The 23,404-nt window shown below is 42.1% G+C and carries 19 protein-coding genes; 15 read left to right on the plus strand and 4 right to left on the minus strand.

Going from position 1 to position 23,404, the window contains the following annotated elements; all coding sequences use genetic code 11:
* Positions 1-472 precede the first annotated feature (472 nt).
* From RMY31_RS35700 to RMY31_RS35715, 4 genes are all read left to right on the plus strand, one after another.
* A complete protein-coding gene (locus RMY31_RS35700; RefSeq protein WP_322660427.1) occupies positions 473-922 on the plus strand; it encodes a phosphomannose isomerase type II C-terminal cupin domain in 450 nt (149 codons plus the stop codon).
* A gap of 11 nt (positions 923-933) precedes the next feature.
* A complete protein-coding gene (locus RMY31_RS35705; protein ID WP_322660361.1) occupies positions 934-2,151 on the plus strand; it encodes a GAF domain-containing sensor histidine kinase in 1,218 nt (405 codons plus the stop codon).
* A gap of 1,185 nt (positions 2,152-3,336) precedes the next feature.
* Positions 3,337-4,827: an ATP-binding protein gene (locus RMY31_RS35710; RefSeq protein WP_322660363.1), complete on the plus strand. Its 1,491-nt coding sequence runs from the start codon at positions 3,337-3,339 to the stop codon at positions 4,825-4,827.
* Positions 4,828-4,838: 11 nt separating this feature from the next.
* Positions 4,839-5,516 carry a response regulator transcription factor gene (locus RMY31_RS35715; RefSeq protein WP_322660365.1) on the plus strand — a complete coding sequence of 226 codons (678 nt, stop codon included), beginning with the start codon at positions 4,839-4,841 and terminating at the stop codon, positions 5,514-5,516.
* Here RMY31_RS35715 and RMY31_RS35720 read toward each other — a convergent pair.
* On the minus strand, positions 5,513-5,812 hold the full coding sequence (locus RMY31_RS35720) for a hypothetical protein (protein WP_322660367.1): 300 nt from the start codon (positions 5,810-5,812) through the stop codon (positions 5,513-5,515). The genes RMY31_RS35715 and RMY31_RS35720 overlap by 4 nt on opposite strands.
* 573 nt (positions 5,813-6,385) lie before the next feature.
* Between RMY31_RS35720 and RMY31_RS35725 the strand changes: the two genes are divergently transcribed.
* The 6 genes from RMY31_RS35725 (at position 6,386) to RMY31_RS35750 (ending at position 12,855) form a co-directional block, all read left to right on the plus strand.
* Positions 6,386-7,345: a WecB/TagA/CpsF family glycosyltransferase gene (locus RMY31_RS35725; RefSeq protein WP_322660369.1), complete on the plus strand. Its 960-nt coding sequence runs from the start codon at positions 6,386-6,388 to the stop codon at positions 7,343-7,345.
* A gap of 123 nt (positions 7,346-7,468) precedes the next feature.
* Positions 7,469-7,801 carry an STAS domain-containing protein gene (locus RMY31_RS35730; protein WP_322660371.1) on the plus strand — a complete coding sequence of 111 codons (333 nt, stop codon included), beginning with the start codon at positions 7,469-7,471 and terminating at the stop codon, positions 7,799-7,801.
* Positions 7,802-7,944: 143 nt separating this feature from the next.
* Positions 7,945-8,637: a sugar transferase gene (locus RMY31_RS35735; RefSeq protein ID WP_322660373.1), complete on the plus strand. Its 693-nt coding sequence runs from the start codon at positions 7,945-7,947 to the stop codon at positions 8,635-8,637.
* 440 nt (positions 8,638-9,077) lie between these two features.
* Positions 9,078-10,505 (plus strand): NAD(P)/FAD-dependent oxidoreductase, encoded by a 1,428-nt coding sequence (locus tag RMY31_RS35740; RefSeq protein WP_322660375.1) that lies wholly within the window; start codon positions 9,078-9,080, stop codon positions 10,503-10,505.
* An 83-nt stretch (positions 10,506-10,588) separates the two neighbouring features.
* The gene (locus RMY31_RS35745; protein ID WP_322660377.1) at positions 10,589-11,104 is read left to right on the plus strand and encodes a DoxX family membrane protein; all 516 of its coding nucleotides are present in this window, start codon (positions 10,589-10,591) and stop codon (positions 11,102-11,104) included.
* 194 nt (positions 11,105-11,298) lie between these two features.
* Positions 11,299-12,855: a GMC family oxidoreductase gene (locus RMY31_RS35750; RefSeq protein WP_322660379.1), complete on the plus strand. Its 1,557-nt coding sequence runs from the start codon at positions 11,299-11,301 to the stop codon at positions 12,853-12,855.
* A gap of 148 nt (positions 12,856-13,003) precedes the next feature.
* On the opposite strand, the gene RMY31_RS35755 is transcribed toward RMY31_RS35750, so the two are convergent.
* Together RMY31_RS35755 and psbP are read right to left on the minus strand one after the other, a co-directional pair.
* Positions 13,004-13,600 (minus strand): Maf family protein, encoded by a 597-nt coding sequence (locus RMY31_RS35755; protein ID WP_322660383.1) that lies wholly within the window; start codon positions 13,598-13,600, stop codon positions 13,004-13,006.
* Between the two features lie 222 nt (positions 13,601-13,822).
* Positions 13,823-14,368 carry a photosystem II reaction center PsbP gene (gene psbP / locus RMY31_RS35760; RefSeq protein ID WP_322660385.1) on the minus strand — a complete coding sequence of 182 codons (546 nt, stop codon included), beginning with the start codon at positions 14,366-14,368 and terminating at the stop codon, positions 13,823-13,825.
* Between the two features lie 58 nt (positions 14,369-14,426).
* Between psbP and RMY31_RS35765 the strand changes: the two genes are divergently transcribed.
* The 3 genes from RMY31_RS35765 to RMY31_RS35775 all read left to right on the plus strand — a co-directional run bounded on the left by RMY31_RS35765 (position 14,427) and on the right by RMY31_RS35775 (position 16,440).
* Positions 14,427-14,549, plus strand: coding sequence for a hypothetical protein (locus tag RMY31_RS35765; RefSeq protein ID WP_409879628.1), 123 nt, complete (start codon positions 14,427-14,429; stop codon positions 14,547-14,549).
* 7 nt (positions 14,550-14,556) lie between these two features.
* On the plus strand, positions 14,557-15,180 hold the full coding sequence (locus RMY31_RS35770; RefSeq protein ID WP_322660387.1) for a hypothetical protein: 624 nt from the start codon (positions 14,557-14,559) through the stop codon (positions 15,178-15,180).
* A gap of 267 nt (positions 15,181-15,447) precedes the next feature.
* Complete coding sequence (locus RMY31_RS35775; protein WP_322660389.1) at positions 15,448-16,440, plus strand: DUF2278 family protein; 993 nt, start codon at positions 15,448-15,450, stop codon at positions 16,438-16,440.
* A gap of 100 nt (positions 16,441-16,540) precedes the next feature.
* Here RMY31_RS35775 and RMY31_RS35780 read toward each other — a convergent pair whose 3' ends face one another.
* On the minus strand, positions 16,541-20,911 hold the full coding sequence (locus RMY31_RS35780) for a PAS domain S-box protein (protein ID WP_322660392.1): 4,371 nt from the start codon (positions 20,909-20,911) through the stop codon (positions 16,541-16,543).
* A gap of 200 nt (positions 20,912-21,111) precedes the next feature.
* On the opposite strand from RMY31_RS35780, the gene RMY31_RS35785 reads away from it, so the two are divergent.
* On the plus strand, positions 21,112-21,957 hold the full coding sequence (locus RMY31_RS35785; protein ID WP_322660394.1) for an endonuclease/exonuclease/phosphatase family protein: 846 nt from the start codon (positions 21,112-21,114) through the stop codon (positions 21,955-21,957).
* A gap of 1 nt (position 21,958) precedes the next feature.
* Complete coding sequence (gene cls / locus RMY31_RS35790) at positions 21,959-23,404, plus strand: cardiolipin synthase (protein ID WP_322660396.1); 1,446 nt, start codon at positions 21,959-21,961, stop codon at positions 23,402-23,404.

Genomic DNA, 23,404 nt, shown 5'->3' on the forward strand with positions numbered 1-23,404 from the left:
CTAATGCACTCGTATACATATTGTATTTTTTTGTCAAGACCTTCTTTAGTCTTTGGTTTTTTGTCAGTACAAATGACCAGTGATAAATGACGACTCTCACAACTAACAGCTTACTATCATGCAAATATCATACCATAAGATATCTGCATAGAAAAAATTTCGGCGTTGCTGAATAAGGGGATGATTAAGGCTGACGCGGGGACGCAAAGACACAGAGACACGGTGAGACGGCGCTGCGGGAGGGTTTCCAACGCCAGTCGCTCATTGGGGAGACCCCCAAGACCGCGCTGGCTCCTCCGCAGGCGACTGCGTTAGCGCAGCGTTAGCGAGCTTGCGAGCGTCACCCGAAGGGGGATTACACTTGACGCAAATTCCAAAATCATCCCGTAATTATGCAACACCAAAATTTCATACTTTGCTCTGACAATTTTTGAAAACACAGAGATTTATTATGTCCGCAAATGAGGTAACTATGGCTCCATCTCAGGAAACAATGCAAATTAATGCCTTATCCCTAGTTAAAGTTGACAATTTCAATAGTCTAGCAGCAACTGAGTTGCGCCCTTGGGGTGCTTTTACAGTTTTGGAAGAAGGACGTGGATACAAAATCAAGCGCATAGAAGTTAAACCCGGACACCGCCTCAGCTTACAAATGCACCACCACCGTAGCGAACATTGGATAGTTGTTTCTGGTACGGCAAAAGTAACTTGTGGCGATCGCGAAGTATTGTTAACCAATAACCAGTCTACCTACGTACCTCAATGTACGCCTCATCGTTTAGAAAATCCTGGAGTTATTTCCTTAGTATTGATTGAAGTCCAAAATGGTGAATACTTAGGAGAAGATGATATTATTCGCTTTCAAGATGACTATGCCCGTACTAAGAATGACAACTTAGAAAGCAAAGCAATAAAAAAATAATAACCTCGTTAATGAAAGCTACATTGGCTCAAAATGAAATGGCAAGGCTGGAAGCCCTTCGCCGCTATCACATTCTGGACACAATCTGCGAAGCAGCCTTCGATGACCTAACCCGTTTAGCAGCACAAATTTGTGGCACTCCCATAGCTTTAATCAGCTTGGTTGATGAGTGTCGTCAATGGTTCAAATCAAAACTAGGAATAGATGCTGAGTCAACGTCACGAGATGTAGCGTTTTGTGCCCATGCTATTTTACAACCTAATGAGATTTTGATTGTTCCTGATACTCTACTTGACCCTCGGTTCGCCACTAATCCAGCGGTAACATCAGAGCCTTATATTCGGTTTTATGCTGGTGCGCCATTGGTTACACCTGAAGGATATGCATTGGGAACAATTTGTGTAGTTGACTATGTTCCACGACAGCTTAGTCTCGAACAACTTGAGGCATTGCGTACCTTGAGTCGTCAAGTCATTGCCCAACTGGAATTGAAGCGTAATCTAGACAAACTAGAGAAAATAACCATTGCTGAACGCCAACAAATAGACGATCTCATCTCCACCTTTTCACACGGTATGCGTACCCCTTTGCTAGCCACTCGTAGCGCTCTACACGCTGTGTTAGGTGGAGCTTTTGGTGAGATAAGCGATAGTTGCACAGATGTGGTTAAAGAATGTAGTTTGGCTAATGAAAACATCCTCAATCTGGTTGAAGGTCTCTTAGATGTCTCTCGTCATCAAAATGAGTTTGCTAATAGTCTAAACTACGAAATCCTCAACTGGGAAAATATCTTTATCCAAGCCATTAAGCAGAACAATAGTACCTGGAAGCAAAAGTGTACGATTACCTACAAGATTTCACCATCACTACCAACTGTTTACGGTGATGAACTTGAGATTCAACGAGTTGTACACAACTTGCTTGATAATGCCGTGCGAGTAAGTGCGCCTGATCGGAAAGTTATCCTTGAAGTAGAACATTCGGGACTCCATACAGTAAAGGTATCAGTACGCGACAATGGATTCGGGATTTCTCCCCAACAGAAGGAAAAGCTCTTCCATCGCTTTATACAAGGACGAAGAGGATCTAATGGAACTGGGCTTGGTCTGTACTTATGCCGCCAGATTGTAGAGGCTCATGGAGGAAATATTGGTGTTGAAACCAATCTCGGTGAAGGTAGCACCTTTTGGTTTACTCTACCTGTTGACTTAGGTTTACTCTGCCGTTGACTTAATTTCAATTGAATTTTCATACCTTGAGAGATAGAAAAATTCAAGCGCATCGCTTAAATTGCATGATAACAGTTAACTGCTATGTAATGTGATGTTACCTCGATCGTTTAAATACCGATTAGACGAGCGAGTTACACAAAAACTTTTCTACTATATTGCTTGTTTAAATCGTATTTACTCACAATTCTCTTTTGTCAAAGTTATAGCCGTAGCCACATAGGTTAGGACATTTTAAAAGCGTAAATACTAGGAATGGTAATAGTTTTACCTCTTGCCTCCTGCTATACATACCTAGCAAAAGTCATGTTATTAACTATTTAATATTGCATTAATTTTTTAATAAAAGTTGGCTTGCATTCATTAAGTCAGATTCAAATGTTTACAGTCGTCAACATACAACTTGACTATCAAAAAAAGTAAGAAAAGTAAGAAAAGTAAGAAAAGTAGGAAACTTTACTATGACTCATTTACTTTTAAGTAAAAAAACTGTAAATTAATATATTAAATATACTGGACTAAATTAATTAGGCTTTGTCTTTTTATTCAAACTATATTAGGGGAGGTGACACTAAACAGTACGTAAGTAAAGATATCTTTTTGTTTTATGTAGTTACATAGATTGCCTCTGTCAAAAAAAATAGAAACGCTTATAAGCGTTTTTATAAGCATTAATTTCAGAGAGCGATCGCTAAGCCCTGAAAGCAGTTGCACTAAAGCATCAACGTTAGCGTATTTTTACACGATCGAGAAAAAATGCTTGATCAGTGTAACAACTTGATGTTATTATTGCATCGTATACATCAGTTACATAACTTAGTAACAGCAGTCATGGTTCGTTGTTTTGTAATAAAATGACGTTTTTATAACTTGCTGTAACCATCACAGTAAAGGGAGTAATAGCTATTAGAATTAAACTAAATCTATGATTTGATAACCGTATTTACTTCTACCGAATATGGTTACAAAATTTCTTTAATTTGTTATGTCTTTGTTGAGTATTTATCTTGTTACTATTATAGCTACGGAGCTAGAAAAAGTAGCCGATAAACTGAACTGAATTCTACGCAATCTTTACCAATCAATTCAGTGCTGACAAAGATATTAAAGCAACATAACTTTGAATCAACTAATAGGCTGCCAAATATCTGGTATTACCTATATACGAGCATCCCAAACTGTCAGATGGTCTTAGCGATTAATTTGGTGCGTTTTACTGCTCCAAGAACTCTAAAAACCCATTTATTTGCCCCCTTGTATAGTAGCTTAATGGTGCTGGTGTTATTAATAATGGGGCAACAAAGTTTAAATATTTGGATAGCTATCCTCTGTAAGGAAGCAGCTAATGAGGTAAACCAAACTTTTATAGTAAAGCGTGAAGGAGAACATCTACTAAATGCTGTGGTAGATGAGGAAAGGAGTTGGCGAGAGAATCTTAATAATCAACCCTTCTCTTTCTATGGTAGTCTCAACCGCTTGAAAACTCTTGTAAAAGATAACCCCAATCAAGTTAATCAACTCTCTAAGATCGATAATCTCTACGTTGAATGGCAAGAGCAGTTGGCTGGTAGGGAGCTACTTAGCTCTAGCAGTGAATCTACAACAGAGGGGGAAAAGGTTTTATTTAATTCTCTACGTACTCAGATTCAGACATTGGTTGAACGCGAGGAAATTTATTTGAGCGATGTGGAAAATTGCTTACAGCAAATCCAGCAAATAAAAATTGTTGTGAATATCTTGACTTCATTGGTAATTATTACTGGAATGTGGATAAATTACCAAATTTTACGAGGACGAGTCGAGGTTCCTTTACGCAAATTGATAGAGGTAGGCGAAACTTGGCGAATAGGTCGAATGGAAGCCCGGCTTGCTTATTCAGCTCCTGATGAAATAGGCCGGCTAAGTGAAATTCTCAATGCAATGGCAGGCGAGGTTCGCGAGCGTCAGGAATGCATTGAAGTACGCAACAAACAGCTTGAAAACTTAATCTGCGCTCTTTCCCACGACCTGCGTACTCCCTTGCTTGCTAGCCGCATAACTGTGGATAGTATGCTCAAAGGAGCTTTTGGCCCTGTTAGCGATACTTATAAAGAAGTGTTCCAAGATTATCGTCAAGGTAACGAAGATCTTCTCAAACTTGTGGAAGCTCTCTTGAACATCTCCCGTTATGAAGCTGGTTACAGCGATCGCTTGAACTACGAGCCTCTTGATTGGGAGAAAATTTTTGTCAAAACAATTACTCAAATCAAAACTACTTCCACATCTGAGTTCACCTTCAACTACAAAATTCCCCAATCATTGCCGACTGTTTACGCTGATGAGTTAGAGATCCAAAGAGTTATCCAAAATCTGCTTGATAATGCCGTGCGGGTGAGCGAACCAAATAAAGAAATTTCTCTTGAAGTTGCAACTCTTGGGGAAAACGAAGTGCAGGTATTTGTATGCGACCAAGGTTCAGGAATTGCACCGCAGGATAAGGAACAACTTTTTCACCGCTTTGTTCAGGGGCAAGGTCGGCGTGGGAGATCTGGATTGGGTCTATACTTGTGCCGTCAAATCATTGAGGCTCACGGAGGCAACATCGGGGTTGAAAGTTCTCTTGGAGAGGGTAGCACCTTTTGGTTTACTCTCCCAGTTGCTACAGACAAGTTTAACTTCCAAGATGAACAGATATAGGAGAAGGAAAAATGCCTGAAAATGCTCAAGCAAATATAGTGCGAATTCTATTAGTAGACGATCATAGTTTGATACGTCGAGGCATGAAAGGTCAATTTTCCCTTGAGCCAGGCTTTAGTGTGGTTGGAGAAGCAGGGAACGGCGTACAGGCTATTGAATGTGTTGCTCAACTCCAGCCAGATGTAATTTTGATGGACATTGATATGCCAGTTATGGATGGTATCACCGCTACTCAGCAGATAAAAAGCGATCGCCCTGCTACTCGTATCCTCGCTTTGAGTGCATTCGATCGCGATACTCAGGTGATGGGGATGCTTGCCGCTGGTGCAGACGGTTACTGTCTTAAAACTATCGAATGGGGACAGCTAATTACTGTCATTCAATTAATCCTTCAGGGTGGTGCTTATCTAGATCCTCAAATAGCTCAAAAGGTTGCTCGGATGCTTAAACCCCCAGTTGTTTCAAGTGGAGTTCCGACATCTGATACGCCCCAACAAACGCTTTTGAGTAATCGCGAGCGAGAGATACTAAAACTGATTGCTAAAGGATGTTCAAATCAGGAGATCGCTGATCAGCTCTATCTCTCTTTAGGAACTGTAAAGTCATATGTGCGTATGATCCTCAACAAACTCAGCGTTGACGATCGCGTTCAAGCAGCAGCTATGGCTGTGCGTGAAGGGTTAATTTAAATCTGGAGTACTTCTTGCAGACGTACATACAATTCTGTGGGTGTGCTAACTAATGGTGTTTCTTCATCTATAGCCTCTTCCGACCATAAAATCCAAGGTTGAAGTATTGGGCACTGAAAATCTTGAGGTATGGGTACACATAGCACCAAAACATGAGGAGCGAAGACATTAATTTCTTCAACCAAGGGCACACCATAGTACGGAAAGACTTCTAAATTCTTTTTCAAACAGTGATTACTGACGCGTTGCACAGTATTGACATTACTACCAATGACCATTACCCGATGCCTTTCCATAGCAAATCAAGGTTATTAATTAGGGAACTTTATACACACAGTAATTAAGGAAGAGACACAGGGTTTATGGCAATAACCATAGCCAAGTAATTTCTTTTTAATTAGCTAAAAAAATATGCTAATGAAGATATTTAAATGTTGTGTTTTTAGATAAATATTGCATAGTTGTGCAACATTTTTGGCAGCGATAAATAAGCAATAAATACTAGTATTTTTATTTATTTAGCCAGTATGTATCTAGTATGAGGCTTAGACTGTCTTTACACTACGACCAAGCGGATAGCTAGGTGGACAGTTCTATCTACCTCTGAGGATACTGTATTCACTAGCTTCTAGGTAACTCTGAGAAATAACCGTCAGATAGTATTTGCGATCGCTGTTTGAAGAGGAAACTGTACGAAGAGTTACGGATAAGGTCTCAGGTTCTATCAAGTCTTTACGTTGTAATTACGTATGAATGTGTTACGCAAGTAAGCTAAAAGCATTGATATATCAAAGTTTCAGCTTATTTGTAGACATCATTTCTAATACAAGCAATTGTACTAGGTCGATCTCATTTAAACATCAGGCGGTATGTACTTGCTCAAAGAAAGCAGAAAACTGCCTGTGCTTCGCATTGCAGCATTTTCAAAATTTAAATCAGGAATCACAAGTTATATGGCACACCAACCCTTAGATCGCATCTTCCCATATCAAACACTCAAGTTTTTACCAGTACAGTTTTTGAAACCTCAGAGTAAATCGATTGGGCAGGAGTTAAGCCAGACACAAAAAGTTAATCTGTTAAATATTGAGATTGACAATGTATTCAAAACAGAAGTTTTAGAAAATCTTCGATCTGGTATTGTATTTACTCCTAACGTAGATCATCTGATGAAATTACAAGGCGATCGAGAATTTCTTCAGGCTTATAAGATGGCTGATTACAAACTGTGTGATAGTCAAATTTTAATGTATGCATCTCGATTCTTAGGTCAGCCAATAAAAGAAAAGATATCGGGTTCTGATTTCTTCCCAGCATTTTATAATTTTCACAAAAAAAATGAAAATATTAAAGTTTTTTTATTGGGAGCAGCAAAAGGAGTTGCTATTAAGGCTCAGGAGAAAATCAATGCGAAAGTTCAGAGGAATATGATTGTAGGTTCTTACTCACCACCTTTTGGATTTGAAAAAAACGAAGCAGAGTGTCAGAAAATAATTGAGATGATTAATCGTTCTGATGCCACAGTATTAGCAGTAGGATTAGGGGCACCAAAACAAGAAAAATGGATATACCAATACAGAGAACAACTACCAAATATTAGAATATTTTTAGCCATAGGTGCAACTCTTGATTTTGAAGCAGGTAATCTCCAAAGAGCGCCAAAATATATTAGTGATTTGGGGTTGGAATGGTTATATAGAATGGTTTCCGAACCTAAAAGATTATGGAAAAGATATTTGATAGAAGGATTACCTTTTTTTTGGTTAATTCTGCAACAAAAGTTGAATATTTATAAAATGACAAATCATGAAGTACAGAGTTACGAATAAAGAAAAATAATTAACCAGATTTCCGGAAATATTTAGTAATTGTTCAAACAACCTCTGACATAGATGGTGGCAGATATATATAAGAGTTCACCAACTATTACATCACAATCCACTGGAAAGCTTATGAATCTCACACAAGAATATCAACTAGTTGTGCTTCAGCCTCAGGGATGTTTAGACTCGGACAATAGTAAAACTTTTAGGGAACAGCTAGCTAGTTTAGTACCTCAACCCCATCAACTCTGGGTAATCGATCTAAGTAAAGTAGATTTTATTGATAGTTCAGGGTTAGCTGTTTTAGTCAATGGGTTTTCTGCTGCACGTTCCAGTGGTTGTCGCTTGGTAATTTGCAATATGCAAGCACCTGTCCGAATAATTTTTGAACTAACTCAGCTCTCTTTAGTGTTTGAAATTTTTGATAGTTACGACACTGTCCTAGACAAATTTAACCCTTAGGTATGAAGTATTGACCGAGCATTACACTCGCTTCTAGCAGCCATTTGCTAATGGTTAAGTAATTTCATTAATACGTAACAAGTGACTTAACTATTGGCTTTTCAAAGACTGAATTTGCAAACTCACTAACTGAAACTGTTACCATGTCTAATCTATCTACTTCACACCACATTCAGCTATCAATATCGGATGTTGCATACGACTCTCATTTGGCTCAACTTGTAGTTCATCCTTCTGTGACAAGCACAGTGAAGCGCATAATTGACATCATAGGTGCCATTGTAGGACTGGGGATTACAGCAGTCGTAGCAATTCCTGTTGCTATAGCTACTTTTTTGGATAACCCCGGACCGATATTCTACAGTCAAATTCGCTGTGGTCTTAAAGGTCGTACTTTCCATATTTGGAAATTTCGCTCTATGGTAGTCGGAGCCGATCGACTGCAACATCTAGTCAATAATGAAGCTAAAGGTCACTATATCTTCAAGAATGAAAATGACCCTCGGATAACTTGTATAGGCAAGTTTCTCCGACGCACTAGCCTAGACGAACTACCTCAGTTCTGGAACGTGCTACTAGGGGAAATGAGCCTTGTCGGTACCCGTCCTCCGACTGCTAATGAAGTGACACACTATTCAAGTTATCACTGGCAACGGTTGAATGTTAAACCAGGTATTACTGGCGAATGGCAGACTAATGGTCGCTCCTGCATCAAAGACTTTGAAGATATTGTTCGTATGGATTTAGAATATCAACGTAAATGGTCTATTACCTACGATATTAATTTAATCCTGAAAACTCTAAAGGTCTTGTTAACTAAAAGCGGTGCTTATTGAAGAAGGCAGGAGGACGGCAGTTGCTCCACTTGGGGAGACCCCAAGACCGCACTGCCTCCAGAGGGCAGAGGGTAGAAGGTTTCGTTTACAAGGGGATTTAGTCCCCAATGGCACTAAGTTTAGTTATTTATTGAGGTGAGGCAGGAGGTAGTTCTTGCTAGAGGCAGGAGTTTTAAAACCTTGTGCTGCAAGCTTTTCAGATATTTATCTTGTCTCTACCTTCTGCCTCCTGCCTCCTGCCTTATCTTCGTGCTATTCGTCTATATACCTTTGATATAACCACTATAGTAATTTAATAAACTGAATTATTGCTGAGAAAGTAGTGAAAACTATGTCGCAAATTCCCTTGAATTTCTCAGCCAAGCTTTATTCTTTCATCACTTAAGAGTTGTTAAGTGCCGCAATACTAAGAGCAGTTCACAAAAGCAACTCTTACATCTATGCAGCAAGCGTCTCATGCCACAGTCATCCTAGGTGGTGGCTTTGCTGGACTGTTTACAGCTCTGCACCTCAGCCATCAAAATTATCCGCATCCAATTATTCTAATTGAGCAACGCGATCGCTTCAGTTTCAAACCACTATTGTATGAACTGTTAAGCGGTGAATTGCATAGCGCACAGGTTTATCCCCGCTACAAGGAGCTTTTAGCAGGCAGTAGTGTAACTTTCGTGCAAGATACGGTGAAATCAATTCATCTCAATCAACGCAGAGTTACCGTAGCTTCTGGAAAGGTTTTTGACTACAGCAACTTAGTGTTAGCACTGGGCGGCAAAACAACCTACTTTAATACTCCCGATGCGGCAGAATATGCGATGCCGTTGACTTCTGGAGAAGAAGCGATCGCTTTGCGAAAACACTTGCGCCAAAGACTGCATCAGGCAATCCAAACTCAAGACTCAGAAAGTCGTCGGCTACTGCTGACTGTTGCCATTATTGGGGCAGGCCCGGCTGGTATTGAATTAGCGTGTACATTAGCAGATTTACTACCCATTTGGTATGACGAGTTGGGCGGCGATGCCAATGAAATTCAGATTGTTTTAATCAATCGCAGCCGGGAAATTCTCAAAGGGGATGTGAATAGCCATTTGCGTTGCACAGTCCAGCGGGCGCTCAAACATCGGGTAGTTCCCGTTGATTTCTTATTTGATGCGGCTGTCACTAAGATTCAGGCAGATGGTGTAGAGTACCGTCAACACGACAAAATACAAGTTTTGCAGGCTGGGACGATCGCTTGGACTGCTGGAACTGCTCCTAATCCGCTGTTGATGGAGTTACCAATCTTAGCCCAAAGACGCGATCAACGCGGGCGGCTAGTGGTGACACCCACATTGCAACTTCTTGATTTCCCCGAAGTCTTTGCGGCTGGAGACTGTGCCGCAGATAGCGATAATCCCCAACCACCCACAGCCCAAGTTGCCTATCAACAAGGAAAAGCGATCGCTCAAAATCTTCAGCGGCTTTGGGAAGGCAACCCAGCTATACCCGTGCAAATTCAGATGCGCGGCACTTTGATGAAACTGGGACTCAACGAAGGTGTTGCTAACTTATTCAATAAAGTCCAGATTAAAGGGCAGCCCGGTCATTTCATCCGAGAGGCAACATATTTACAACTGCTGCCAAACTCTGCACATAATCGCAAAGTTACAACTGAGTGGTTAACCGACGAATTATTTCAGCGCGATCGCCCTTTTTCGCATATACAGCTGGGACAAACTCCTTGGCTATCCGGGATTGCCACTGTTGCTGCCGGACTGATTTTGGCAACTCCCCTCGTCTGGCGGGCTGCTCAACCTATGCAATTTCAGCAAAACTTCGGTTGGACGGGCGTACCGACGTTACTCGACCAGCTTGCACCCCCTCCTCATTGAAGGGCATAGAGATTCCTAACAGCTTTACCATCGTTTCTTCTACCAACTATTAAAACCTCAATCTCATCTCTAGGAGTTTACTTATGAAATATCTACTCAACCTACGGACAGCTGTTGTTGTCAATCGCGTGACTATGGGTGTTTTCTTTTTTCTCTCTGGGATTGCTAACTATCTTAACTTCAGCGTTACTAACGGTTTCTACCAAACTGTTCTGACGCAGAAACTCCAAATAATTGGCCCTGGAATTCCGCCAGGATGGGAAGGTGTGGGGCCACTGCCTTGGTTAATTGCCATTCCTTATGGCTGGTTACTACCTTTAGCAGAAATTGTGCTGGGTGCTTTGTTTGCTCTCAACTTTTGGGTGCGGTGGACAGGATTACTACTGATTCTAATGACGTTTAGTATTATTCTGGCATTTGGCATTATTCCTGCTGGCAGTTTGTTTCCTAATGCAGCAGAAAGCTTTAACAAAAACATTTTATTCATGACTTTAATTTGGATGTGTATTGCTTACGATGCTTACGAACAGAAAATGAGCCGTCGTCGTACCCAAGTAGCAGCTGATTATACTCTCACCGCTTCTAACGACGATATGTAAAAGCTCACGCAGATTAAAATATCTGTGTGTGACAGTATCTTTGCGTAAAATCGGAGCGTTTTTAAACGCAGAGAAACGCAAAGGAACGCGGAGTTTTTTCGAGTAGAATTCGCTACGAATTACAAGTCTTGCAACGGACAGACATCACGCTTCATCTATTCTTATTTAGCCTTTGCTTTACTTGGAGAAAAATCATGACCGCTTCACACTACGATTTGATTATCATTGGTACTGGTGCAGGTGGCGGTACACTTGCTTATCGTCTGGCTCCCACTGGGAAGAAAATTCTGATTTTGGAACGCGGCCCTTTTTTGCCTCGTGAGAAAGCAAACTGGGACACGGTTGAAGTGGTTCACAAAGACCGCTATCACACTAACGAAGTTTGGTACGACCAAAAAGGAAATGCCATTCATCCGGGTACTGGCTACTTTGTAGGTGGTAACACTAAGGTGTATGGTGGTGCGCTGTTTCGCTGGCGCGAACAAGACTTCGATCGCGTGGTTCACAAGGGGGGTATTTCGCCAGAATGGCCGCTAAAATACCGCGATTTTGAACCCTACTATACTGAAGCTGAAAAGCTTTATGAAGTGCATGGCAAACGGGGTTTAGATCCGACTGAGCCATCTGCAACTGAAGATTATTTTTATCCGGCTATTCGCCACGAACCGCGTATTCAAGAGATTCATGACTCTTTGCAAGGTGAAGGTTATCATCCGTTTTATCTACCACTGGCAATTAAACTCAATGAGGTAAATCGTCGTTTGAGTACCTGCATTCGTTGCAATACTTGCGATGGGTTTCCTTGTTTAGTGGATGCGAAAGCAGATGCAGATGTGAACTGTGTACGTCCAGCAGAGCAGTTTGATAATGTCACCCTCATTACAGAAGCTAAGGTAAAACGTCTACATACTAGTTTTTCTGGACGAGAAATAACTGCTGTGGAAGCCGAAATTAATGGGGAAATTCATTTCTTTTCTAGCGATATTGTAGTCGTTTCCTGTGGGGCGATTAATTCAGCTGCTTTGTTGTTGCGTTCTGCTAACGAACAGCATCCTAATGGATTGGCAAATAGTTCAAATCAGGTAGGACGGAACTTAATGAAGCATCAGAACGGAGCCATCATTGGAGTGAGTTTGAAATCGAATCCAACTTCGTTTCAAAAAACCTTAGCAATCAATGATTTTTACTGGGGTGATGAAGATTTCGATTACCCAATGGGGCATGTGCAGTTATTGGGAAAAGTAAATGCAGATATGATTGCTCAAGAGTCTCCATCAGTTTTGGGAGTTTCATTTCAAGAGAGACATACTTTTGAAGCGATCGCTACTCGTTCGGTAGACTGGTGGCTGACTGCTGAAGATTTGCCAGATCCTAATAACCGCGTCAAACTTCGGGGTGATTCTATCCAGTTACATTACACTGAGAACAACACCGAAGCCTACAATCGCCTTCTCAATCGCTGGACGCAAGTACTGAAAATAATTGGTTGCGGTGAACGGATTATTCCCGCCTCCTTTTATTTCCGAAAAAAATTGCCGTTGCAAGGTGTGGCGCATCAATGTGGCACTTGCCGCTTTGGTGAAGACCGCAAAACTTCGGTATTGGATATTAATTGCCGCACTCATGACATCGATAACTTGTATGTAGTAGATGGCAGTTTCTTCCGTTCTAGTGCTGCTGTTAATCCTACTCTGACTATTATTGCTAATGCTTTACGAGTAGGCGATCGCCTCATTGAACGTATGGCTTAAGGTGTATAAAGACAACGGGAGTTTATTTACGCCATTTTACTTAGTGGGAACCCAAGTAAAATGGCGATCGCAGCCTGATTCAACCTTTAGCCCACTATCTCACGGAGCCTCTTCTGCAACGCAAACAGATGTTGAATGAATGATTAATTCACTGTTGCCAGAAATCAGTAACTTCGTAACCCAGTTCCGCTAACATTTGTCGCAGCAGAGGTAAGCTGAGTCCGATCACGTTTGTGTGACAACCTGCGATCTTTTCTACGAATAAACTACCAAAACCTTCAATGGCAAAAGCCCCAGCACACTTGAGAGGTTCGCCTGTGGCAACATAGGCTTGAATTGCGCGATCGCTCATTTGAGCAAAGTAAACTCTTGTCACCTGAGACTTGACTAAAGTGCGATTTTGGGAAAGGTCAATCAAGACATGGCCTGTGTATAGGTCACCAAAGTTACCTTGCATCACTTGCCAGCGAGCGATCGCTTCGGAGGCATCCTCTGGTTTTCCATGAATCTCACCGTTAACCGCCAAAACAGAATCACAACCCATAATCAAAGCCGATTCAAACTGCGGGGCGACAGTTTCTGCTTTTCGTTGGGCGAGAGTTTGTACCAACTGTGCCGGCTCGCTAAGTTGAATTTGCGACTCATCAAAATCACTAGGTCTAACTATCGGTTTAATACCAACAGTTTGCAGCAAGCGAAGCCGTGCAGGGGAAGCAGAGGCAAGTACAAAAGTTGGAATGCCCATAAATAATTAGGGGGAGCAGGGGGAGCAGGGAGGCAGGGGGGCAGAGAGGCAGAGGAGCAGAGGGAGATGAGGAAGAAATAATAACTATTTTTGCCTATTCCCCTTCGGGTGACGCTCCTTCGTCGCTAACGCTGCGCTAACGCTACGCTATCGTGACGGAGACCGCCAAGACGGGGGCTGGTCTCACCTGTTCCCTGTTCTCTTTTTCTCCTGACAACTGAACTAATAAACAGAAAAAGAATTTACAACATCTTCCATATTCCGTTTAACTTTCTGCCAACGCCTTTCGGGTATCGAAGCGTTAAAGGTAAAAAGTTTGCCACGGCTGACAGCAACACTAGCGATGTTATGCCTTTGCTGCTGATTGGGAAGTTTCACTAAATACTCTAAAATGTAGTATGTTTTGCCGTCGGATTCTCGCTCAAGGGCGTTAACTAATTCAGCTGAACGACCAGAGTCAGGAGGAGCAAGAGCAGCTTTTCCTAGTTTATACCCTACTTCTGTTGGTGTTCCCAGTTCTGCTAAAGTTTTGTCATCTGGAACTGGACTAATAACCACAGATACATTTTCAGATACTTCTATTAAATCGTGGAATACCACATCGGGCCCATTGGCAACTTTTACCTGTAACCAACCATTAGGATATAAAAATTCATAGCCATCAGTAGTATCTACAAAACTTTTCAATCCAGCCGCAGCAGCTACACCAGGATTACTCAAGCTGAGGCTCAATAATAATAGCAAAATAAATGCAATTCGTTTCCACATTTCTACAAATTCCTTTGGGCTGGGAGCAATACAAGGCAAGCTTTATTTATCGTTTACATTGTCCCATCAAGCGGGTCGCTACGAATGGCAAGATGAGGGAGCAGGGGAAGCAGGGGGAGAACTTTTAACTCCTAGCTCTTGTACAGACGCGATTAATCGCGTCTGTACTCCTAACTTCTGATAAATTTATGCTCACAACTAACGAATTGCGCTGGTTTTATCCTGGTACCATACCAGAAGACATTGAATTTTGGTTTCAGCAAAATTGTCTGATTGACCAAATGCGATCGCCCCAAGAGCGAGAAGATAGGTATCTCTACACTCCTGAGTGTGATTACCTGGGAATCAAACTGCGGCAAGGACGATTTGAAGTTAAATGGCGCAAAGCCGAATTAGGCGTATTAAGTTTTGGGGAATTCGTAGAGGGCAAGGCAGAAAAATGGGGCAAGTGGCTGTGTGACGATCCTACAAAAGAAAGTTTTCAGCTTGCCCAAATTTCGGACAGTTCGTCTTGGGTAAATGTCCAGAAAGTTCGCTACTCCCAACCTTACCAGGTTTTATCTAACCTTTCAGTACAAGCCGTTGCCGCTAATGAACATATCGCTAACGGTTGTAATGTGGAAATTACTCAACTAATAATTCAGGAGCATACTTGGTGGAGTCTTGCCTTGGAAGCGTTTGGTGAAGATGCGCGTTTGATGGATAATCTCCGGACAACAGCAAGTTGGGTATTCAATACTTATCAGGGTGCAAAATTACTAGCAGCAAACTCTTACGCTTATCCCCATTGCCTATCGCTTGTTTATCGATGACTGGTTATCAAAGAAGCAACAATCACCCCACAGGGTACTATCATGCATAATAACACTGAATTATTATATTGATATTATACAAATTTAAGTTATACATGTGCTTAGTAATACTTAGATATAATTCTCATGCCTGTAAGTAAAGACTTTAGAATGCAAAGTATAAAGTCTAAATTGTTACATGCCTTTACTGCGATCGCTTATGGCTCACTGACAATATTGTAAGTTCACAACCAGCAGCACCCGCACCATGAAATTGAGGAGAAATAGATGGCTTTAAAAAATTACGGTGTTCTGAAAAGTCGGGCTATAAATCGCAAGCTAGGAGAAGGGCCTTCTCCCCATTACCAAGTACTTGTGACTGACGAGAAACAAAAGTATCGCATTGCTATCAACGTCAAATCCAAGCAAAGTCCCTCAGAATTGCTGTACTTTGTAGACGAAAATTTCTCTCATCCCATCACCAAGGAATTACAGGAACTAGATTTCGGCTTCCAGGAGTTAGTCAGAAAACCTGGTGGACTAGCTTTAGATTTTATCCGAGGGAATTTATTCGATCCCAGTCAAATGAAACCCTTGCCATACAATGTACCAGGGCCAGACAACGACCTCAACGAATTACTAGAACTATATATTGCAAGAGCAATCGCATCACCAGATGCAGTCCTCTATCCCTTTGGTGAAAGGTGGGGACCAGAAGAAGATGTCAAGGATAAATATTTTGGTTTTCTTCCTGGTAATGGTATTCATGATATCCACATGAACCAGGGTAATGCTGCTCAATTTCAAAAGGATAATGGTGTTTGGCAAGATGGCGGACTGCTCATTTATTACCCAACCCGCAATCAATGGGTGGGTATCTTTTTAGCCTTCCAGTCCCAGTCCTTCCATACTGACGACACTACCGGCAACAGACTTGATGTAGTGATTCCGCCCACAACTGCGGCAATTCGCATTCTTGCTGCTTTAGTGAATCCCTTTGGAGACGATATAGGCAAAGAAACAGTGAGTTTAATCAACACATCACCGGAGAAAGTGGAATTGAACGGTTGGGCACTTGCAGATCGCCTCAAACGCAAGCAAAGCCTTAATGGTATTATTAATCCGGGTGAAGTTGTAAGAGTGTCTTTGGGCAAAGATGGCATTCAACTAGACAATAATGGTGGTATCATTAGCCTTCTTGATGACAAAGGAACCAAAATTGACGGCGTTTCTTATACCAAGAAAGATAGCGAAAAGCAGGGTTGGACGATTGTGTTTTGATGTCAGAAGGCAGGAGGCAGGAGGCAGAAGTGAAGAATTATCTCCCTTGTCTCCCTTGTCCCCGCGTCCACCTCATCCTCCTCTGCCCCCCATCCTCTCTTCACGTGCGTCCCACGAGACTAGCAACTACTGTAGCTAATTCAGCTGGCTCAATGGGTTTAGGCAAATGCAATTGATAGCCTTCCTTGATTGCGCGCGTACGATCCTCTACTCTAGCATAGGCTGTCAAGGCTGCTGCTGGAATCTTTCCGCCTTGTTCGGGAGGTTGCGATCGCAGTTTGCGGATCAAGGAGTAACCATCCTCTTCAGGCATACCAATGTCGCTAACTAAAACATTTGGTTGCCACTGGGAAATTGCCTGCAATGCCTCTTGTACCGAGCCGACTGCTAGAACTTCGGCTTGACACTGTTGAAGTACTGTGGAGATAAAGTCACGACTATCGGCTTCGTCGTCTACAACCAGCACCCGCACGCCTGAGAGTGAAGAACCCAGGACTGGGGTAGAGGAAATGGGGGGCAGAGGGGAGGACACTTCCGTGCGGGGGTTCCCCCCGTTGAGGAAAGTGTCCGTCGCAGAGGAGCAGAAGGGCAGAGGAGCAGACGAGTTCTGGGGCAGCTTGACTGTAAACGTTGCTCCCTGCTGTTCGCCTCGGCTGTCTACGCTGACAGTACCGCCATGCAATTCTACTAAATGACGGACGATCGCTAATCCTAATCCCAATCCACCGTGTGACCTGGTACTGGAACTATCAGCTTGACGAAAGCGGTCAAAGACGTAAGGAAGAAATTCTCGATTGATGCCAATGCCTGTGTCAATCACTTGGATTTGAGCGTAGTTGTCGGTTTTCCATTGTTTTTCTTCACAACTAACAGTAGACAGCTTGATTTCAACCTTGCCGCCTCGCGGTGTAAATTTAATGGCATTAGATAACAGATTCCAGATGATTTGCTGCAAACGCTCGGCATCACCAGAAACTAAGACACTTGTAAAATGCTTGGCTATGAGCAAGCCAGTCTCTGGATTGTCGTTATTTACCTTTGATTGCGATTCTAGATTTTGTGGTTCCTCAATCGAAGACAGGAAAAATCTCAAATCGATTTCTTTGGCTTGGGCGGCTAGCTGGACAGTCTCTATTGCTGACTCAATAATCGGAATTAAATTGCAAGTACGAACATTGAGCCGCAACTTGCCTCTAATCATGCGTGAGATATCTAGCAAGTCTTCAATTAGCTGGGTTTGCATTCTAGCATTGCGCTCAATGGTTTCCAAGGCTTTAGCTGTCTGAGGTTCGCTAAGTTTGCGCGCACGTAGTAATTGTGCCCAACCGAGAATAGCGTTGAGGGGCGATCGCAATTCATGGGATAATATGGCTAAAAACTCGTCTTTCATGCGGTTGGCTTCACTCAACTGCTCTGTTTGTTGCTGTAAAGAAGCAATTAAGCTAGCACGTTCCATGGCAATCGCTATTTGGTCGCACACTGCTTGCATCATCCCTCTTTGATTATCGGTGAAGCCAGAGCGACTGCGACTGCCAAAGGAAAGAGTACCCAAAAGCCGCCCTTGGGTCATCAATGGGTAACAATAGTAAGCAGTAATGCCTAAAGAGCGGATCAAGTCTGTTTTTGGATCGTTTGAGTGCTGTACATGTTCTACAGAAATTGGTCGGCGTTGCTGGGCTACAGTACCGCAAACTGCTTGACCGTACTCCAGCCACTCGATTTCTTTGGCTAGTTTCTCAGAAATGCCTGTGAAGGAGGCTAGCCGCATTAAGCGATCGTCTTGAACTAAATAGTTAAAGTAAACATCCAAACCAATCTGTTCTGCAAGTTTGCGAAATACACTGTCGAGTAATGCTATTGGCTGTTGGCTAGATAGTAAATCGCTGGCTGTACTGAAAAGTAGTTGGAGCCTTTTGTAACCTAATGAAAGCGCTTTGTCTACCTGTTTAAGGTTGGTAATGTCTTGAAACGCCAACAAACAGGTGGCTGGATAACCGTGCATAGGAGGCAGACTATCAGCAAATATATGTAGCGATCGCACGCCTTTACTCGTATGCCAGTTTACTTCCAAGCCATCCAGTCGTTCTCCACGGGCAACCCGTACCCCAGGCATTTGCTCGTTGGGGATGCGTTCACCCACTGCATCTGTGTAGTGGTAAGCTGTATGATACTCCTCGACTGATACACCTTTAGGAAATTCGCCTCCTGCCAATTCATCAGCAGCTCGATTCGCAAAAGTTACTCGCGCCGTTCCTGGTTCGATAAACAACAGTGGCATCGGCATTAAGTTCAGCACATCTTCTAGCCATTTTTGCTGATTCCAAAGTATCGCCTCTGCCTGCTTACGCTCTGTAATATCCAAAAATGCACCAACTGAGCCTCTGGTTTTACCCTCTTCATCAAACAGTGGTGCAACATACTCTAGCAGCTTGACAATTTTTCCATTTTCATGAACGATATCAGCTTCAAAATCCAGGACTTCTACGCCATGAGTGGCAGCGTACTGCATGGGGAGTTCTTCTGGCGACAGTTCTTTACCCTCGCGGTAGACTTTAAACCTCGGTCTTTCGTTAATGGGAGCACTGAGGGAGGCATTGATATCTGATGATATCCCCAACTGCTTGGCGAAAGCGGGATTGACTTTGATATTTTGGCACTCAGGATCTTCGGCGATGCCAATCCCAATGGGAATGACTTCAAACAAAGTTTGTAACTCGGTGATGCGACGCTGTAGATCCTTGTTAAGTTGTACTATTTGTTCTTTTGCCTGCTTGCGCTCGGTGATGTCACGAGTTACAGTTGCTAAAGCTATTGGTTGACCAGTTTTGTTGTCTGTAACAATGAAAATGTTGTACTCAACTGGTATTGGCAAACCTGTCTGGAAGTGCCGAAAGCGGAATTCTCCCTGCCAGCGTCCTTGTGCTAGTACAGTCGGCAGAATATGTTCTCGAATAAAAGCTTTGTCTTCAGGCATTAGGTAATCTAATAATACCTTTTGCTTAGCTTCTTCAATGCTTTCAAGCCCTACAAGCTTTTGACCTGCATCGTTAAGATAAAGGGATTCACCTTCTAGGGTAGCTATGCTGATAAAGTCAGAGCTATTTTCTATCAGAGATACTAATTTTTGTTTCTCTGCCTCTGCTTGCTGGCGTTCGCTCAAGTCAAAGATAAAAGCAACTAATTCTTCCCGTTTTTCTCCTACTAGTACGTAACCAACTAATACCGGAATGCAGCTACCATCCTTATGAATGAATTCTTTTTTGTAAGGCGTACAAGTACCTTTTGTATTTGCCTTTGCTTGAGCGACACCTTGCTCGTCCAAGTATACATACTCTGGTGGTGTGATATTGCTCCAGTTTAATCTCCCTGCTAGTAGCTCTTCTTGCGTATAACCGAGCAACCTGAGAAATTCGTCGTTTGCTTGTTGGATACCCCCGTACACATCGCCAAACAAAATGCCAATGACGTTAGAATCTACAAAACTTCTGAGTTTTTCTTCATAGGTTCTCACAGCAGAATCATTTTGGCGGCAGAGGCGTTCAATAACTGTGGCACTTTGCCAAACCAAAAAAACAAAAATTACAATCAGGATGATAGCAAACAAAGATAGTGCGAAAGCTGGACTGTAATGTCCTAATTGTTGACCTTGAAGAATTAGCCACCCTAATACAAAAGGTACTGCGATCACGGCTACCAACAAACGACGTGCTAGTAAGCCACCGTAAGTATTGCTCGTGATTACCCCCATACATCCTTGGTCTGGACGCACCCACAAAATACCTGTACAAAGCACGATGAATGTCAATGCCGTGTGTAATGCCATTGATGTTGTGTAAGGGGCAAAACCGTAGAGAACTTGCACTTTGTAGGTATAGCCAATCACAGCCTGTAAGGAAATCAAAGCGGCTAAGAGGGCGAGAATCTGGGCATACCAATAGCTACGGTGGTTTTTTTGGTAGACTAGGAGATTGAAAGCTATGCTAATCAGCAAAAAATTTAATGCCGTATTCAACCCCATTAGCCCTGGACGGAATGTCGTCACAGCGGTTGGGGAGTCACGAAACATTAGTTCATTAATACTGAGATGCCAGCCGAACAGATATTCAACAAGTGCGAGCAAACTAATTAAGGCAACCGCTGTTGCTAAAATTCTGGAGAGCCTTAAATAGAAAACATGAGAACGAGGAGAGTTCTTTTTGTTTACCCTTGTTTTTGTCTGCTCATCCAAATCGAACCTATTACCCTTTGCTTTTTGCGACAGCCACAGCAAGATGCCAGATAGTATAAAGCATAGTGCTGTATTTGCCTTCATTGTTGCTGGACTGCCAGGGAAACCAGCCTTGAGAAATTCGATGTGGAAATTCCAGCCTAGTAGTACCAAGACACCGACCAGAACCGCGATCGCACTTGCAACTCGTACCACTAGTGAATTATGAAAATCTTGCGATCGTAAGCGGCTAACATTTAACATTGACGTTCTTCTAACCGCATCTATCTAGCGTAGTAATTTTTCTTACATTTTTCTACTTGAATGCGGTTATGTATATAATGCTACTGTCTAATGGCTAATTTTTCATCTATCTATGTGCATATCTTTTTTCAAAGTAGTCTAAAGTTGATAATTATTCTCCTTGCCCCCCTGCCCCTCTGCCTTATACTTAATTGCTAGTAATGCCTGATATTCAAGAACACGTAGATACTCTTGCCAGAAAATTTGTTCCATCCTACAGATTTCTTCGTTCACAAAAATCCACGATTGATAGCAGCCATTTTATTCAATCTGAATTCAAAAGCAAATCAATTAAAGTGTTGAGTTGGAACATTGCTAAGAACAATTACGATAAAATTTGGCTAAGAGATTTTTTAAACATTCGTAAACAATATCAACCAGACCTGATATTCTTACAAGAATTTCGCCTAGAAGTAGGAGTAGAAAAGGTAATAGAATGGCTAGATATGAGTTGGAATTTTGCTCCTAATTTTATAGATGCTCATCATCAAAGTTATTCTGGAATTTTCACAGCAGCTAGAACTAGTTCGCTTTCCAAAAAAGTTATAATCACTAAACATCACGAGCCGATTATCAAAACTCCTAAAATTTCGCTGATTACTGAGTATCCGCTATCTCATAACGGAGCAACTCTTTTAGCAATTAATAGTCATCTTATAAATTTTGTAGATATAAACAAATTTAGAATCCAACTGCATGAGTTAGAATTGGCTTTATCTGCACATCGTGGACCCATTATCTTTTCAGGAGATTTCAATACCTGGAGTCGAAAACGAGCAATTATTCTGGATAAAGCAGTAACTAAACTGGGGTTGATGCCAGTAAATTTTGCACCCCAGGAAAGCCGAAAAATTAAACGGTTCCTATTATCACCTCCCCTAGACTGGATTTTTTACCGAGAACTCAGTCAAAAGAAAACTAGCGCTCAAGTGCTAGACCACATTTATTCATCCGATCACAAGCCATTACTGGCAGAATTTTCTTATACCGATACCCAACAAAAATAAAATGCTTGTAGATGGTGGTGTTCTACTAGCTGTTTTTAGTACAGCTACAGTTGTTGTTCATGCCTTAGGAATTGCACATGCTGCCCATGCTGTAATGAATGTGCGTTCTTCTCAAGGGGCGATCGCTTGGAGCATTTCTCTGGTTACATTTCCCTGGTTAGTTATTCCGTTGTATTGGATTCTAGGAAGAACTAAATTTCACGGATATACCGAAAGCCTGCGCTCAGTTTATACACAACACCACAAGCTTGTCTGGCAGACTTACAATGAACTTGCAGAATTTAAAGTTGCACCACCAGATAATTTAGCACGTCTGCAAATACTGGCTGAGACTTTTACAGGAATTCCTTTCACATCAGGCAATGCTGCCGAATTGCTGATTGATGGCGAGCAAACCTATGAGGCAATGTTGAGAGCGATCGCGTCGGCGACAAATTATATTTTGTTGCAATCCTATACTGTTAATGACGATCGAGCTGGTAACACTTTTAGGGAAGCGTTGATTGACAAGGTAAAGCAAGGAATCAGAATCTATTTTCTTTACGATGAATTTGGTTCAAAAAAACTATCGCGCTCTTATATCAAGTCTCTACAAGAAAATGGCATTCAAGTGAGTGGATTTCGTGCCACCAAAGGCAAAGGCAATCGTTTCCAGCTCAATTTCCGCAACCATCGCAAGATTTTGGTGGTGGATGGTGAAATAGCATTTGTCGGTGGTTTGAATATTGGTGACGAATACTTGGGAAAAAATCGCCGCCTGAGTCCTTGGCGTGACACCCACATGATACTCCAAGGCCCAACTGTACAAACTCTGCAAAACACCTTTGTACGAGATTGGTACTGGGCAAATCGAAAAGTTCTCGAAGTTAACTGGCAGATTAAAGCTAATAAAGAAATCAACCAAACCGCATTAGTAATTCCGACAGGCCCCGCAGATCGGCTAAAAGCCTGTAACCTTTTTTTTGTCCATGCAATCAATCAAACAAAGACTCGCCTTTGGATTGCCAGCCCTTACTTTGTGCCAGATGATTCAACACTAACAGCCTTAAAGCTAGCAGCAATGCGCGGTGTCGATGTACGAATTATCTTACCAAACCACCCCGATCACTTATTAGTTTATTTATGTTCTTTTTCGTACTATACCGAAATGGAGGAAATCGGTATCAAGCTGTATCGCTATAAAAATGGGTTCATGCACCAGAAAATTATCCTCATTGATGACGACATGGCAGGTGTAGGAACTGTTAACTTGGATAATCGCTCATTCTTTCTTAACTTTGAAGTGATGTGCTTTATTGCTGAGTCTCGCTTTATTCAAAGTGTGGAAAAAATGTTACAGGTTGATTTGGCTGCTTCTGTTGCTATTGATTTATCTGAATACGATAGAAAACCTCTGTGGTTCAAATTAGCCGTGAGAGTCTCTCGGTTGCTGACTCCTTTGCTTTAA

Source organism: Dendronalium sp. ChiSLP03b (assembly GCF_034531165.2).
Lineage (GTDB): Bacteria > Cyanobacteriota > Cyanobacteriia > Cyanobacteriales > Nostocaceae > Dendronalium > Dendronalium minutum.

What these genes read in the sequence shown, in the direction of transcription:
- RMY31_RS35715 (WP_322660365.1), top strand. Translation starts at nt 4,839, where the DNA reads ATGCCTGAAAATGCTCAAGCAAATATAGTGCGAATTCTATTAGTAGAC.
- RMY31_RS35745 (WP_322660377.1), top strand. Translation starts at nt 10,589, where the DNA reads ATGAAATATCTACTCAACCTACGGACAGCTGTTGTTGTCAATCGCGTG.
- RMY31_RS35710 (WP_322660363.1), top strand. Translation starts at nt 3,337, where the DNA reads ATGGTCTTAGCGATTAATTTGGTGCGTTTTACTGCTCCAAGAACTCTA.
- cls (WP_322660396.1), top strand. Translation starts at nt 21,959, where the DNA reads ATGCTTGTAGATGGTGGTGTTCTACTAGCTGTTTTTAGTACAGCTACA.
- RMY31_RS35735 (WP_322660373.1), top strand. Translation starts at nt 7,945, where the DNA reads ATGTCTAATCTATCTACTTCACACCACATTCAGCTATCAATATCGGAT.
- RMY31_RS35700 (WP_322660427.1), top strand. Translation starts at nt 473, where the DNA reads ATGGCTCCATCTCAGGAAACAATGCAAATTAATGCCTTATCCCTAGTT.
- RMY31_RS35725 (WP_322660369.1), top strand. Translation starts at nt 6,386, where the DNA reads ATGTACTTGCTCAAAGAAAGCAGAAAACTGCCTGTGCTTCGCATTGCA.
- RMY31_RS35730 (WP_322660371.1), top strand. Translation starts at nt 7,469, where the DNA reads ATGAATCTCACACAAGAATATCAACTAGTTGTGCTTCAGCCTCAGGGA.
- RMY31_RS35750 (WP_322660379.1), top strand. Translation starts at nt 11,299, where the DNA reads ATGACCGCTTCACACTACGATTTGATTATCATTGGTACTGGTGCAGGT.
- RMY31_RS35755 (WP_322660383.1), bottom strand. Translation starts at nt 13,600, where the DNA reads ATGGGCATTCCAACTTTTGTACTTGCCTCTGCTTCCCCTGCACGGCTT.
- RMY31_RS35740 (WP_322660375.1), top strand. Translation starts at nt 9,078, where the DNA reads ATGCAGCAAGCGTCTCATGCCACAGTCATCCTAGGTGGTGGCTTTGCT.
- RMY31_RS35775 (WP_322660389.1), top strand. Translation starts at nt 15,448, where the DNA reads ATGGCTTTAAAAAATTACGGTGTTCTGAAAAGTCGGGCTATAAATCGC.
- RMY31_RS35780 (WP_322660392.1), bottom strand. Translation starts at nt 20,911, where the DNA reads ATGTTAAATGTTAGCCGCTTACGATCGCAAGATTTTCATAATTCACTA.
- RMY31_RS35720 (WP_322660367.1), bottom strand. Translation starts at nt 5,812, where the DNA reads ATGGAAAGGCATCGGGTAATGGTCATTGGTAGTAATGTCAATACTGTG.
- psbP (WP_322660385.1), bottom strand. Translation starts at nt 14,368, where the DNA reads ATGTGGAAACGAATTGCATTTATTTTGCTATTATTATTGAGCCTCAGC.
- RMY31_RS35785 (WP_322660394.1), top strand. Translation starts at nt 21,112, where the DNA reads ATGCCTGATATTCAAGAACACGTAGATACTCTTGCCAGAAAATTTGTT.
- RMY31_RS35705 (WP_322660361.1), top strand. Translation starts at nt 934, where the DNA reads ATGAAAGCTACATTGGCTCAAAATGAAATGGCAAGGCTGGAAGCCCTT.
- RMY31_RS35770 (WP_322660387.1), top strand. Translation starts at nt 14,557, where the DNA reads ATGCTCACAACTAACGAATTGCGCTGGTTTTATCCTGGTACCATACCA.